This is a genomic window from Nocardiopsis sp. NPDC055551, from assembly GCF_053619415.1.
In genome coordinates, this window is the sequence record NZ_JBSHJJ010000012.1 from 1 (window position 1) to 13460 (window position 13460).

Sequence of the window (13460 nt, forward strand, 5' to 3'; positions counted from 1 at the left end):
AGGCACCGCGGGCCCGGCTTCCGCTGTGGGGCGGGCGATGCGGGGCGGATGTGCCGCGCATGCGATCCGGCCGAAAGGTTGCTCCGGCTCGGTGTTTTCTTTCTTACCTGGTCAGAGCGGCTACAGGCCTGGTCAAAGTGCTTGACCGTCACATAAGTTGCACTCATGAATTTTATCGAACTGATACCGAAGAGTGTGTTTACCGCAACCACGGGCCTGGTCCTGACCGGCGGGATCCTCCTTGGGGGCCCGAGCATCGCCTCCGCCGAGGACAACAAGGACTCCGACAACCCTGAGAAGGGATGCGTGGCGCTGAGCTCCGAGGAGAGCGGCGAGGAGTACACCGAGGACGACAAGGCGGCCGCCGAAGAGCTCAACGACAAGTTGAACGACGACATGGCCGGCAGCATGGACGGACACCGTGCCTCCTGTGCCCGTGCGGTCGTGGAGACCGCGAAGGAACGCGGACTCGACGAGCAGGCGGCCGCCATCGCGATGTCGACGGTCATCGTCGAGACCCACCTGGACAACCTCACCGGCGGCGACCGCGACAGCGTCGGCCTCTACCAGCAGCGTGACCACTACGGTTCCTCGGACGACCGCCTCGACCCGGCCACGGCCACCGACGCCTTCTTCGACGAGCTGGAGGTCGTCTACCCGGACAACAGCTGGGAAGAGGCACCCCTTGGTGACGTCGCCCAGGACGTCCAGCGCTCGGCCTACCCCGACCGTTACGGGCACCAGGTCGAGGACGCCAAGATCCTCGTGGACCACTTCTGGTGATGGAACACCCAGCGGTCCCATGCCCGGTGAGCGGAGACGTCGGGGCGGGTCGACCGGTTCGGTCGAACAGGTGACCCACCCGACCCCGCCGAGAACGAGGGCACTCAGCCGGATCGCGTGAAGCAACGGGGGATGAAGGTCGTCCCCCCCTTTCTCTTGGGGCGGAGTCGGTATCGATCATCCGATAAGCCCCCGACACACCCTTGACGGGTTCTGACAACTGCTTCCACCTGCGGCGACGCAGGTGGTTGACTTTTCCCGGTGCCGGCCACCCGAGCGCGATCACCAGCGCCTATCCGCCGCAGCGCCTTCGTCATGAACCCGTAAGGAGACCCATGTCCCTCGTGCGTGCCTACACGGCCACCTCGCCGAACGCGTCGCTGACGCCGGGCACCATCGAGCGCCGAGAAGTCGGCCCCCGGGACCTCCTCATCGACATCGCCTACGCCGGTGTCTGTCACACCGACATCCACGTGGCCCGAGGCGACTGGGGCGAGGTTCCCTACCCGCTGACCGTCGGGCACGAGATCGTCGGCACCGTCGCCGCGGTCGGGCCCCAGGTCACGCGACACCGGATCGGCGATCGAGTCGGAGTGGGCTGCATGGTCGACTCCTGCCGAGAGTGCGCCGACTGCCGGGCCGGTCAAGAGCAGTACTGCCGGCTCGGATGCACCGACACCTATGCGGGCCTCGATCGCGACGGCTCGATGACCCAGGGCGGCTATTCGGAGCGCATCGTGGTCGATGAGCACTTCGTGCTGCGCGTCCCCGACTCCATCCCGTTCGAGAGGGCCGCGCCGCTACTGTGCGCGGGGATCACCACCTACTCACCACTGCGCAAGTGGAACGCCGGCCCCGGCACGAAGGTCGCCGTGGTGGGCCTGGGCGGTCTGGGGCACATGGCGGTCAAGATCGCCCACGCTCTCGGAGCGGAGGTGTCGGTGCTCTCCCAGAACCTGAAGAAGTGGGAGGACGGCCTGAGGTTCGGCGCCGCCCACTACCACACCACCGACGACCCGGCCGTCTTCGAGCTGTTGGCCGGCACCTTCGACCTCGTCCTCAACACGGCCGGCGCCTCCATCGACCTGAACGCCCACCTGAACCTGCTGGCGGTGGACGGCACACTCGTGAACTTGGGCGTCCCGTCCGAACCGGCATCGGTGAACGTGTTCGGTCTCATCCTCAACCGGCGTTCCCTCTCCGGGTCCAAGACCGGCGGGATCGCCCAGACCCAGGAGATGCTGGACTTCTGCGCCGAACACGGCATCGTCCCAGAGGTCGAGGTCATCTCCGTCGACCAGGTCAACGAGGCCTGGGAGCGCGTCCTGGCCTCGGATGTGCGCTACCGGTTCGTCATCGACGTCGCCACCCTGCGCCGAGACCGACCACTCGATGTCAGGGCCGGGGGCCTTCGGTGATCTCCTCCGCCAAGGCGACGCCGTCACCTTCCTCCGCCGGACGCAGCGGGTTCACCGAGAGGAGTCCACGGTGAGGCTCCCTCTCACTGAAGGGCGCTGTGCGGCGGCGCGGTGCCGTGGAGCTCGGCCGCTGAGCGGACGAGTGAGGCGACCGCCGGTGAGCGGCTGTTGGGCGGCCACGCGATCACCGTGGTGACGTTCGGAGCGTCGATGACCGGCACAGCGACGTGATCGGGCCACTGCCAGGCACGACTGGAGGCGGGGATGACGAGTAGCGTCCTGCCGAGCGCCACGAGCTGAGCGAGCTGTGACTGGGTGCGCACCTGCGGACCGGGCCCCTCCGGGTAGGACCCGTCGAGCCGGGGCCATCGAGCGATCGGTAGATCCGGTACATCGCTGACCTCCGCCAACGTGAGCCGATCGTGTGAGGCGAGCGGATGCCCCGAGGGAAGGAGCGCGACCTGGCCCTCGACCAAGAGATCCTCGGTATCGAACCCCGCGAGATCATCGAAGGGCCGGTGCATGAGTGCCACGTCGGCGTGCCCGTCGCGGAGCAGCCCGGCCTGCTCACCGACCTTACAAAGGAGGACCTCCACCGGTGCCGCGTCGGGTTCGCTCGCGATCGCGTCGAGGAGCCGCCGCAAGAGCGTATGAGACGCCCCTGCCTTCGTCACGAGCACGAGCGGCCGCTTCGAGTCCCCGGCACGCCGTGTCCGACGCCCGGCCGCGGTGATCCTCACCCACGAGTCGATCGATAACGGTGTCCGTGCCGGTCAACTCGGCTGCACCTCCGCGGCGACGAGCAGGACCGCACCTCTCTCAAGAGGTACGGTCCTGCTGATCAGCCGAGTCCTGCCGCTCACGGTGCTTCCCCATGCTCTGTGCCGCGGGCTCTGTCAAGAACTACGGCCACCCGTCGCCAAAGGATGGCGAACAGCATCAAAATGATGCGTCAGCGGAAAACCGCCTCCGTTGGTTCGGGGAGGATGAGCTCCTGCCACTGAGCGACTCCCTTGGAACGGATATTCGCGCGGGGACCGAATCGGATCCAGGCCAGCTCCCTCGCCCGGCGCCGGTCGAGTGCGAGCACACTGCGCGCGCCCGGCGCGAACGCCGCCGGCCGGTGCCGGGTGGCGGCGCGCAGCCGGCGCCAGCGCCGCGAATGCGCCCGATGGCTGCGCTCGGTCACCCGCCGCCCTCGGGTGTTCTGCCCCTCCCGGGCCTCCTGCGGAGTGGCGTCGATCATCAACACGTGCATCTCGTATCGGCGGAGTCGGCAGAGCAGGGCGAGCAGCACGCGGACCGGGCTTCGAGTCCCGCACTCGTGCACCACCACCGGGCCGCCACGCAACGCCGCGGCCATCCGGGCCAGGTGTAGTACGTGCACCACCCAGCGCCACAGTGGGTAGGGGACCCGACCGAGCAATGCTCCCAGGTGGTATCGCGACTGTAGCGAGTCGATCACCCGCACACCCTCCGCGGTGAGCACGGTCCGGCCCTCGTTTCCGCGGAGTCCGAACAGCCGCCGCAGCAGGGTGCTCTTCCCGGCCCCGGGTACCCCGGCGACCAGGACCAGCGACCGCCGGGGGTAGACCGCGCCGCGCACTGTCGCGTCATTCGCCGTGGGCACATACCGAGCCGGCCCTTGGAACATCTTCGGTAGCTCCTCAAAGCCGACCTTCGTGTCGGTGAGGCGCGGCCCCACCGTGGCCGCTTCACCAATGTCATGACGCTACCGGGCAACGACGATTCCGAGAAACGCAGGAGACACCAGAGGTGCGCAAGCGTCTGGGGGCGGGGACCGATGTACGCGAGGAAGCCCTCTGGGCGGTGTGTCCCAAGGCGTGGATTCAGGCGCGTCTCGGCTCAGCGCCCGGCCCGGCGCTCTCCACCCCCGTTCATTCCAAGCCCAGGATCCGCAGCGCCGCTTCGCTCCGCCGCTGGGGCTTTGCCGCGTGCCTGCCGTCGGAGCCCGGACACGGACGCCGTAGCCGCCGACGTCCGTCGGGCACTCGCCGAACGCGGCGCGCGCCTGGGCTGACCACGGCACCCGTCCCTTCCCTCCCAAGGCGGGCCCTTTCCCGGCTCTCCACCTCACTGGAGTGAACTGCTCCCCGGCACCCGACACCCGGCGTCCGCCTGTGTCCGGAGGTGACCCGTCAGACCTTCAGGTAGCGGCGCAGGGTGAGGAACGAGGTCACGGTGCACAGGAGCACACCGAGGACCATCGAGACGCCGATGACCGACAGCAGCGATGCCGTGCCCAAGGCCACGTCGAACTGGAACCACTCCTCGATCTGGGTGAGCAGCGTGAACCTGGTGGTCACGATGAACCCGGACGCGATCACACCACCGATGAAACCGGCGATGGCTCCTTCGAGGAGGAAGGGCAGCTGGATGTAGAAGTTCGACGCGCCGACCAGACGCATGATGCCGGTCTCCCGACGACGGCTGTAGGCCGACAGCCGGATGGTGTTGCCGATCAGCAGTGCGGCGGCGGCCAACTGCACGCCCGCGACCACCAGGGCGGCCCACTTGAGACCGTCGAGCAGACCGAAGAACTGTTCGAGAACGTCTTGGCCGTTGGAGACGGAGTCGACGCCGTCGGCCCCGTCCACGGCCGCGCGCACCGCGTCGTAGTGGTTCGGGTCGGTGAGCTGTACCCGGTAGTTGTCCGGGATGTCACCCTCCTCCGTGGCGTCCGCGAGCGCCTCGTTGGAGGAACCGACGCCCTCCTGGAAGTCGGCCCAGGCCTCGGCCGCGGTCAGGTAGCGGAAGTCCTCGACCTCCGATAGCGACCTGAGCCGGTCTTCGAGGGCTTCACGGTCGCCCTCGCCCGCGGCGCCGTTCTCTTGACAGGCCGAGGTCGGCGAGATGTCGTTGCACATGTAGATGGTCAGCGTGATCCGCTGGTCCCAGTAGTCGCGCATCTCGGCGACCTGTTGGTTGACCAGTAGACCGGCGCCGAACAAGGCGAGGGAGATGGCCACCGTCGTGATGACGGCGATGGTCATCGTCAGGTTGCGACGCAGGCCGATCCATGTCTCGGAGAGAACGAATTGTGCTCGCATGATCTGTTAAAGGTCCATCCTTCGGGGCTTCGCCATGCCGGTGGTCTCGGGGTCGCCGATCGACCGCCTGGCGACGAACAAGTCAGATGTCGGTACGCCTGGCCGTAGACGCCACTCATCTGGTCGCGCACTACCAAGCCCTCCTCAAGCTCGATCACACGCTTGCGCGTGGAGTCGACGATGGCGGCGTCGTGCGTCGCCATGACGACGGTCGTTCCCGTGCGGTTGATGCGGTCCGGCACTGTTCCGTGCCGGGTGTCATGGCGGCATTGAAGCGTGTTGGGATCGCCTCCCCTCGATCGATGGGACGGCTCTCGGCCACCTGTGGGTGGGCCGGCGGGTGGTGGTGTCTCCGGTCTGCGGGGTGCTGAGGGCGACCGGGTGGGCCGAGCCGCCCGACACACACGGGAACCATGCCGCACCCATGACTATGCACTCGGAGTATACATAGAGTGTATAGTCGGCCTCATGTCACTCGGACAAACACTCCTGGGCCTGTTGGAAACCCGGCCCCAGCACGGATACGACCTCAAGCGAGCCTACGACGAGCGCTTCGCCACCAAGCGCCCGCTCGCCTACGGGCAGGTGTACGCCACCCTGTCCCGGCTCCTGAAGAACGGGCTGGTGGAGGTGGACTCGGTGGAGCCCGGCGCGGGCCCCGAGCGCAAGCGCTACACCGTGACCGACGCCGGGATCACCGACGTCGAGAAGTGGCTCTCCAGCCCGGAGAGCCCCGAGCCCTACCTACAGAGCATCCTGTACACCAAGGTCGTGCTCGCCCTGCTCACCGGTCGCCCGGCCGACGACATCCTCGACGTCCAGCGCGCCGAGCACCTGCGCCAGATGCGCGTGCTCACCCGCCGCAAGGCCGACGGGGACCTCTCCGACCAGCTCATCTGCGACCACGCCCTGTTCCACCTCGAAGCCGACCTGCGCTGGCTGGAACTGACCGCCGCCCGGCTGAACGACCTCGCCGGGGAGGTCCGGAGCCGATGACCCACTCCGCCCCCCGAACCACACCGGCCCCGGAGAGCGCCGGCACCCCGGAGGAGACCGTGGAACCGCTGCTCGTCGGCTCGGGACTGCGCAAGTCCTTCGGCCTCACCCAGGCTCTGGAGGACGCCTCCCTGAGCCTGTACCCCGGTGAGATCGTGGCCGTCATGGGCCCGTCCGGCTCCGGAAAATCCACCCTGCTGCACTGCCTGGCCGGGATCGTGCGGCCCGACGGCGGCCGTGTCGGCTACGGCGAGATCGACCTCACCGAGGTTTCCGATTCCCGGCTCAGCGACCTGCGCCGCACCGAGTTCGGCTTCCTCTTCCAGTTCGGCCAACTCGTCCCCGAACTCTCCTGTGTGGAGAACGTCGCGCTGCCCCTGCGGTTGGGCGGGGAGTCCCGTCGCCTGGCCGAACGCACCGCCGTCGACTGGCTGGAGCGGCTGGACGTGGCCGAGGTCGCCCGGAAGACCCCGGGTGAGTGCTCGGGTGGCCAGGGCCAGCGGGTCGCGGTGGCCCGGGCCCTGATCACCCGCCCCCGGGTGGTGTTCGCGGACGAACCGACCGGTGCCCTCGACTCCCTCAACGGGGAGCGGGTGATCCGGCTGCTCACCGACGCCGCGAGGGAGAGCGGGGCCGCCGTGGTGCTGGTGACGCACGAGCCCCGGGTGGCCGCCTACGCCGACCGTGAGGTCATAGTCCGGGACGGCCGCACCCGTGACGTCGGAGGGCTCGGATGAGCCTTCGCGAAAACACCCCCGAGAAGGTCTGGCAGGAGCGAGGCCGCCTGTCCTTGCTCAAGGACCTCTGGCTGGGCGCCCGGCTCTCCCTGCGAGGTGGCGGGGAAGTCGTACTGCGGACCGTACTGACGGCGATAGGGGTGGGCGTGGCCACCGCCGCCCTGCTTCTGGCCGCTGCCCTGCCGACCGTCATGGCCCACCTGAACGAACGGCACGCGGACCGCTTCGACTACCAGGTAGCGGAGTACCCGGCACCCCCAGCGGGCGAGGACACCCTGCTGTTCAGCCTCGCCGACAGCGACTACGAGGGAAACCCGATCCACGGACGGATCGTCCGGGCCGAGGGGTCCGATCCTCCCCTCCCTCCGGGGGTGGACGATCTCCCCGGACCCGGGGAGATCGTGCTCTCCCCGGCCATGGCCGAGCTCCTCGATGACCCGGAGAACGAGGTACTCCAGCGCAGGTTCGACCACACCGTCGTTGGAGAGATCGGCCCCGAGGGCCTGATGGGACCGCACGAACTGGCCTTCTACCTCGGTGACGGGGAACTGGCCCTGGACACCGCCGGGAACCGGATCACCGGCTACGGCGGGGAGCCGAGCCCCGGCGGGCACGAACCCATCATCATGCTGCTCGGCGCGGTGGGAGTGGTCGTCATGCTCACCCCCGTGGTGGTCTTCCTCGGCGCGGCGGTGCGCTTCGGCGGCGAGCAGCGTGACAGGCGCCTTTCGGCGCTGCGACTGATGGGCGCCGACCGCGGGACCACACGGCGTATCGCTGCCGGTGAGACCCTCCCCGGGGTCGCGCTCGGCCTGGCTCTCGGAGTGGGGTTCTTCCTCGCAGGGCGCCCGATCGTGGAGTCGGTGCCGATCTCGTCCGGGTTGTACACCGCCGACGTGACACCGCACCCGGCGCTCGGCCCCTTGGTGTTCGTCGCGGTACCGATCCTGGCCCTGTGGGTGGTGCTCGGCTCCCTGCGCGGTGTGGTGGTCGACCCGTTGGGCGCCGTACGTCGGGCCGAGCGGCCGCGTCCCAGACTGTGGTGGCGACTGCTCCTGTTCGTGCTGGGAATCTCCCTCATCGTTTTGAGCATGCGTCTCAGCCCCTCCGGAGGCCAGTGGGTCCCGATGGTGTCGGTCGGGCTCCTGGCCGCCCTGTTCGGCACGACGGCCGTGCTGCCCTGGTTGGTCGACCGGTTCTTCGGTCGTGCCTCGGGCGGTCCCCTCTCCCTTCAATTGGCCCTGCGCCGTCTGGGAGCGGCGGGCGGTGGGCCCACCCGCGCGGTCAACGGGATCGTGGTGACCGTGGCGGGCGCCATCGCTTTGCAGAGCCTGTTCGCGAACGCCTGGGACGATTCCACGGTGGAGCTCGCGGAGACCATCGAGGAGGTGTACGCGGCTCAGGAGTTCGGTGCGTCCGGGTTCCAGCTCCAGACCGACCTGCGGTCGGTCCCGGTCGGGAGCGACCCCACCGGTGCCGTGGCGGAGGTGCGGGGGGTGGAGGAGGTCCTGGCCTACAGCGGGGTGAACGGCGTCACCGACGACGGCTCCGAGGTCCGCGTCCTCGTCGCCGAGTGCCCCTCCCTGCGGCTGATGGCCGACCTGCCCGAGTGCTCCCCAGGGGACGCCTTCAGCGGGGTACCGGGGCTGGAACCCGGTGGGACGCTCATGGTCGGGGGCGGCGACGAGGTGAACGCGGCCCCCTGGACCGTGCCCGAGTTCACCGAGTTCGACGGACCCCTGGTCGAGCACCCCTGGTACGGGTCGGGGCACACGGCGAAGGACGCCGTGCTCGCCACTCCGGAGGCGGCCACACTGCCCGAGGGGATCGCGGTACCGGGCTCGCTCTGGATGCGGGTCGACCCGTCCGCTTCCGGAATGGAGGAAGAGCTCAAGGCCGCCGTCGCGGCTCTGGATCCGACGGCCCGGGTGCAGGTCCCGTTCGCCAGCGCGACCCTCCCCACCATGGTCAGGATGCGTGACGCGCTCACAGCCGGAGCTCTCGCCGCCCTCACCGTGATCGCCGCCGGACTGGTTGTGGGCACGGTCGAGCAGATCCGCGAGCGCAGGAGGGTGCACGCGGTGCTCACCGCCTTCGGCGCCCGGCGACGCACCCTGGTGGCATCGGTGCTGTGGCAGACCGTGCTTCCCGTACTCCTGGGCATCGCACTGGCCACGGTGGTCGGGATGGCTCTGGGAGCCCTGATTCAGCGATTGGTGGGGCTCCCCGTGGCCTTCGTCCCAACGGAGATCCTGACCATCATCGGCGCTGGTGCGGGGGTGGCCGTCCTGACCACCCTGCTGGCCTTGCCCCCGCTCCTGAGGACCATGCGCCCGGAGGGGTTGCGCTGGGAGTGAGTGATCCGGTGGATCCGCTGTTCCGGGCGGACCTCTGACCCACCGCCTGAGTCCGGGCCCTTCTGGCGGGAGGGCCGGTGCCGGCCCTGACGAGTCGGTGCGTGAAAGCGGGTGAAGTTTCACTGCGGAGCCGTGGCATGCTCTGGTCGTGACGATCAAGGTCAATCGTGCGGCCCTGGCCCGCCCCCGGGCAACGGCCGTCGAGGACCACCGGGATCGGGGTGGTTCGAGGAAGCGGGCCGCCGGGGCGGGTGCGAGGCGGCGGAGGCCGGGGAGACCACCGTGCTGCTACGCGGTGCGGCGGCTCAGTCTGAGGTGAGCGACCTGGCCCCGTTGCGGTAGCCGGTTCAGGGGAGCACACCAGGAGCCCCCACAAGGCCTTCAAACACAGACGATGCTGAAGGCGCACCCCACCTGGCCTGGAAATCCCTCGCGTCGAGGGGGTGTGGACCATCGGATCAAAGGTCCGATGCCCCGGTCAGTCCAAAGACATGTCAACCCGCCACTTCTGAGAAGTCCCTTCGCTGCCTCTTGCACGAGGAGGCTTGGGGCTGAGCACTGGAGTCTGGTCGTGTAGCAGCTCAGTGCGAAGTCGGGGCGCTTTTCGTCTACCCCCGAAACATGAGTCCAGGAGAGGTCGGCGCCCTCAGCGCCATCAGTGGTTCCGTCTTCGGCCCCGAACCGAGACCTCGTTGTGAACAGCGCCGGCACGGACTTGACCCCGACGCGACGTCATAGTTTGAGCTTGTCCCGTGAAACGGATCATCTTCTTCTACCTGACTTCCTTCGGCACCTCGTTGTTGGGCAACTCGATCACCGCGATCGCTCTGCCCCTAGTGGTGCTGTTCACCACCGGCAGTCCATTGAGCGCGGGTGTCGTGGCGATCGCCGCCGCGGTGCCCGCGGCCCTCGCGGGACTGCTCATGGGCTCGCTCGTCGACCGGATCAACCGTCGCACTGCCGCCATCCTCTCCGACGTCATCTCGGCGGTGGCGCTGCTGATCCTGCCGATCGTTGATCTCACGAGCGGGCTGAGCCTGGGCTGGTTCGTCGCCGTGGCCATTCTGAACTCGTTCGGAGACGTACCGGGCATCACCGCACGGGAGGCGATGCTGCCAGCGATCGCAAAGGCCGCCGCGATGGACCCCTCGCGACTCATCGGACTGCGGGAGTCGTTGGCCGGGGTCTCACTGCTGCTCGGCCCGGCCATCGCAGGGATCCTGGTCTCCGCTTTCGAGCCGGTCACAGTGCTATGGATCACCTCCGGCCTGGCAGCGGCGGCGGCCCTGCTCACGGTCGCCGTCCCCAAGCGCGCGACTGTGCTATCCCGTGATCACACGGAGCCCTCCACCACACAGCCCGCGAGGTCCATGTTCCACGGCTTGGGGGTCATCGTCCGGTCACCATTGCTGCGCGGACTGGTCCTGCTGGGAATGGCCCTGGCCATCGTGCTGGCCGCGACGCAGGGCATGGTGATCCCGGTCCACTTCGCTTTCCAAGACGAGCCCCGGTTCGTCGGATTCGTGCTCAGCGCACTCGCGGCCGGCTTGTTGGTCGGCGGCGGATGCTTCGCGGCTTTCGGCCATCGAATCCCGCACCGCGTTTGGTTCATCACCGGTCTCGTCCTCGTCGCGGTGGGCTTCTCCATCATCGGCATCCTCGGCCCGGTGTGGTCGATCTTCGCCGGGGCGGCGATCGTCGGCCTCGGTGGCGGCTCGATGAACGCCGTGATCGGACTCGCGTTCATCGAGAACGTCGACGACTCCCAACGCGGCACAGTACTGGGCGCGCAGAACGCCATCATGACATTGGTCCCCGCAGGGGGCATCGGTATTGCCGCCCTGCTCATCGAGGTCAGCGGACTGCCCCTGGCGACGACCGCTCTCGCGACGCTGTGGATTCTCGCGGCCCTCGGCGCACTGCTGACCCCGCGCCTTCGCCGCTTGGGTCAGGGCAGGGACTGACGCACCGTGGAACTCATGATCTGCGGCGGGCGGTCACTCGGACTTCTTTCCGAGGCGTACCCGAGCGCACGCCCCTTTCCGTAGTGGGCGCGATTTCCCCACTGACACAGGCCCGCCTGGCCATGGCCCGTGATGACAACGGGAAGCAGAAGGGAGCGATTGGCTTCACCATCACGGTCAAATGACAGTTCAACGATTCGCGTCCATCACATGTTAGGAAATAAGTCCATGCGGATGTACGTAAACTTCCGAACCGTGCTAAGCGAGAACTGGAGGACGTACCTTCTTCTCAACGTGGTCGTCTACGGTACCCTCGCTGCGACGATGATCGTGACCCCTCTCATCCCCGGGATGTATGAGTGGGGGCTCAAGAACATCGAAGGCTTCCTCGATGCGCCGGGCGCGTCCATGGTCGTCGATGCTTATGAGAGCGGCGACATCGTGACAACAACGCTGTTGACGTTCCTTGCGAACCTCCTGTTCGCCGCTCTGCTGACGACGACCCTGCCTTCGATCGTGGTTCCCTTCTTCGGCGTGGCCGCGACGGTATGGCGTGCCGTCTATATCGGTATTCCGTTCTCCCCTACGTCGCCTGAAGAGGCGATCGCGGTCATCGCCAGTTCCCCTGTTCTCGTGATCGAGTTCCAGGCCTATGTCCTGGCGATGCTGGGGTCCGTCGTCCTTTGGAAGTCGACCTTCGGTTACCGGCGGCGCGAGCTCCCGTCGGCTTGGGCAGGGTACCGAGCCGGCATCAGAGACAATATCCGTCTCTACCCGGGCATCGTCGTTGTGCTCTTCGGTATCGCGCTGACCGAGGCCATTACGTACAACCTCCTGTACTGAGCCTTTTTCATCCTGAAGGCACTGTTCACAGCCGTGTGCCGACCATGCGGGAGCACCCCTGAAAGCAAGAAGCCCCTGGAAGGTGGTTTAACGACCAAGAAAACCTCCCACACCAAGGGCTCCGATGCGGTTCCACCGTTCCGCGCTGCCGTTGTCACGCCGGACCTTGAACCTGTCCGCCCGCACCATCCGCGCCCACCGCAAGAACACCGGTTCCCGATGGCGGCGCCTGGACCCCGCGCAACAGGCCCTGCTGGTCCTGGTCCACCTGTCTTGGCGCCCACCTCGGCCTGGGCGAGGGTGACGGGGCGGTAGTGGGTGATGGCGGAAAGCAGGTGGCGGCAGCGTTGCCCCAGGCGGGCTGAGCCTTTGAGTGCTTTGCCGTCCAGGGCGATCGCGGGCCGCCTCGGCCTCGGGGTGTCCTCGCCTTCGGCCTGGTCAGCGGTGGCCTGGTGTCGGTCGGCGAGGTAGGCACCGATGGCGGCATCGAGCGCGTCACCGTCGATGCGTGCCAGCACGCGGTCGATGGTGGGTGCCGAAGGTGAGCGACGCCAGGCCAGGGGGTGGGGTCGTGCTCCGAGTGCGGCCAGGACACTGAGGTGTGCGCGTTGGCCCCACTCGGCGAGTTCGTCGATGCTCTTGGCGCCGGAGATGATGGCGCACGCGCACACGAGCAGGATGCAGGTCAGGGCGTGCCAGCGTCCCCGTGGGGAGCGTGGGTCGGGAACGGTGTCCAGGTAGGGGCGCAGGTCGGTGATGGACTCGGGGTCCAGGGGGCCGAGTTTGGCGAGCACGGCCGGGATCGGCGAAGATGGGCGGGCAGGCACGGCAGACTTTCGTGATCATGTGGCTTAGACACCTTCATGATCTCGGGTTCCGTGCCTGCTTTTGTGTGTATCGTTCCAGGTCAAATCGGATGAACTGCGTGATCCAGGAACTTGAACGAGCCCTGGAGAATGGAGGCGTGGAGAGGGTGTGGGGATCGGGATGCTGCGGGCTCGATGCGCGTGCTCGGGGTGTGCTGATCGGCCCCGATGTGCTGTGGAAGATTGAGCTGGCGATAAAGGGATTCTCTGTGAATTAGAGGAGGCCTTTCTTGTGCGGTCCTCTCTTCTCGAGGTGGGGAGGGGGCAACGGGGGGCTCCTGTGACTACGCCTGTGACTACGCGCATCGCCCTGCCTGTGACTATGCCTGTGACTACGCCAGCGCCCCCAGTGGCACCACCGGGCTGAAAACTCGCATCCTTGCAGGTAAAAGCCCACGTGAGCGTGACTCACGAATCCAGACTTA

At 67.7% G+C, this 13460-nt stretch carries 10 protein-coding genes and 3 pseudogenes; 8 read left to right on the forward strand and 5 right to left on the reverse strand.

The features are described from left to right. Nucleotides 1-165: 165 nt before the first annotated feature. A complete protein-coding gene (locus tag ACWGSK_RS20880) occupies nt 166-783 on the forward strand; it encodes a hypothetical protein (RefSeq protein WP_358508312.1) in 618 nt (205 codons plus the stop codon). A 335-nt stretch (nt 784-1118) separates the two neighbouring features. Then, nucleotides 1119-2201, forward strand: a complete 1083-nt coding sequence (locus tag ACWGSK_RS20885; RefSeq protein ID WP_452456518.1) for an NAD(P)-dependent alcohol dehydrogenase — start codon at nt 1119-1121, stop codon at nt 2199-2201. A gap of 83 nt (nt 2202-2284) precedes the next feature. On the opposite strand, the gene ACWGSK_RS20890 is transcribed toward ACWGSK_RS20885, so the two are convergent. From ACWGSK_RS20890 to ACWGSK_RS20905, 4 genes and pseudogenes are all read right to left on the reverse strand, one after another. Further along, nucleotides 2285-2941 carry a LysR substrate-binding domain-containing protein gene (locus ACWGSK_RS20890; protein WP_452456519.1) on the reverse strand — a complete coding sequence of 219 codons (657 nt, stop codon included), beginning with the start codon at nt 2939-2941 and terminating at the stop codon, nt 2285-2287. 212 nt (nt 2942-3153) lie between these two features. Continuing rightward, a complete protein-coding gene (locus ACWGSK_RS20895) occupies nt 3154-3855 on the reverse strand; it encodes an AAA family ATPase (RefSeq protein ID WP_358508309.1) in 702 nt (233 codons plus the stop codon). 505 nt (nt 3856-4360) lie between these two features. Next, nucleotides 4361-5272: a permease-like cell division protein FtsX gene (gene ftsX / locus ACWGSK_RS20900; protein WP_358508308.1), complete on the reverse strand. Its 912-nt coding sequence runs from the start codon at nt 5270-5272 to the stop codon at nt 4361-4363. 92 nt (nt 5273-5364) lie between these two features. Then, nucleotides 5365-5514, reverse strand: a pseudogene (locus ACWGSK_RS20905) (cell division ATP-binding protein FtsE); the annotation flags it as partial. Between the two features lie 226 nt (nt 5515-5740). Between ACWGSK_RS20905 and ACWGSK_RS20910 the strand changes: the two are divergent. From ACWGSK_RS20910 to ACWGSK_RS20935, 6 genes and pseudogenes are all read left to right on the forward strand, one after another. Next, nucleotides 5741-6268, forward strand: coding sequence for a PadR family transcriptional regulator (locus tag ACWGSK_RS20910; RefSeq protein ID WP_358508306.1), 528 nt, complete (start codon nt 5741-5743; stop codon nt 6266-6268). Beyond that, nucleotides 6265-7005, forward strand: coding sequence for an ABC transporter ATP-binding protein (locus ACWGSK_RS20915; protein ID WP_358508304.1), 741 nt, complete (start codon nt 6265-6267; stop codon nt 7003-7005). The genes ACWGSK_RS20910 and ACWGSK_RS20915 overlap by 4 nt, the downstream gene beginning before the upstream one ends. Then, a complete protein-coding gene (locus tag ACWGSK_RS20920) occupies nt 7002-9362 on the forward strand; it encodes an FtsX-like permease family protein (protein ID WP_452456520.1) in 2361 nt (786 codons plus the stop codon). The genes ACWGSK_RS20915 and ACWGSK_RS20920 overlap by 4 nt, the downstream gene beginning before the upstream one ends. Nucleotides 9363-10114: 752 nt before the next feature. Continuing rightward, complete coding sequence (locus ACWGSK_RS20925) at nt 10115-11326, forward strand: MFS transporter (protein ID WP_358508300.1); 1212 nt, start codon at nt 10115-10117, stop codon at nt 11324-11326. 228 nt (nt 11327-11554) lie between these two features. Then, nucleotides 11555-12169 (forward strand): hypothetical protein, encoded by a 615-nt coding sequence (locus ACWGSK_RS20930; protein WP_452456521.1) that lies wholly within the window; start codon nt 11555-11557, stop codon nt 12167-12169. Nucleotides 12170-12293: 124 nt separating this feature from the next. Next, a pseudogene (locus ACWGSK_RS20935) lies at nt 12294-12440 on the forward strand (IS5/IS1182 family transposase); the annotation flags it as partial. Between the two features lie 208 nt (nt 12441-12648). Here ACWGSK_RS20935 and ACWGSK_RS20940 read toward each other — a convergent pair. Further along, a pseudogene (locus ACWGSK_RS20940) lies at nt 12649-12996 on the reverse strand (transposase family protein); the annotation flags it as partial. Between the last annotated feature and the right edge of the window lie 464 nt (nt 12997-13460).

Coding starts and splice junctions, on each gene's coding strand:
- ACWGSK_RS20880 (WP_358508312.1), top strand. CDS start 166: ATGAATTTTATCGAACTGATACCGAAGAGTGTGTTTACCGCAACCACG.
- ACWGSK_RS20885 (WP_452456518.1), top strand. CDS start 1,119: ATGTCCCTCGTGCGTGCCTACACGGCCACCTCGCCGAACGCGTCGCTG.
- ACWGSK_RS20895 (WP_358508309.1), bottom strand. CDS start 3,855: ATGTTCCAAGGGCCGGCTCGGTATGTGCCCACGGCGAATGACGCGACA.
- ftsX (WP_358508308.1), bottom strand. CDS start 5,272: ATGCGAGCACAATTCGTTCTCTCCGAGACATGGATCGGCCTGCGTCGC.
- ACWGSK_RS20910 (WP_358508306.1), top strand. CDS start 5,741: ATGTCACTCGGACAAACACTCCTGGGCCTGTTGGAAACCCGGCCCCAG.
- ACWGSK_RS20915 (WP_358508304.1), top strand. CDS start 6,265: ATGACCCACTCCGCCCCCCGAACCACACCGGCCCCGGAGAGCGCCGGC.
- ACWGSK_RS20920 (WP_452456520.1), top strand. CDS start 7,002: ATGAGCCTTCGCGAAAACACCCCCGAGAAGGTCTGGCAGGAGCGAGGC.
- ACWGSK_RS20930 (WP_452456521.1), top strand. CDS start 11,555: ATGCGGATGTACGTAAACTTCCGAACCGTGCTAAGCGAGAACTGGAGG.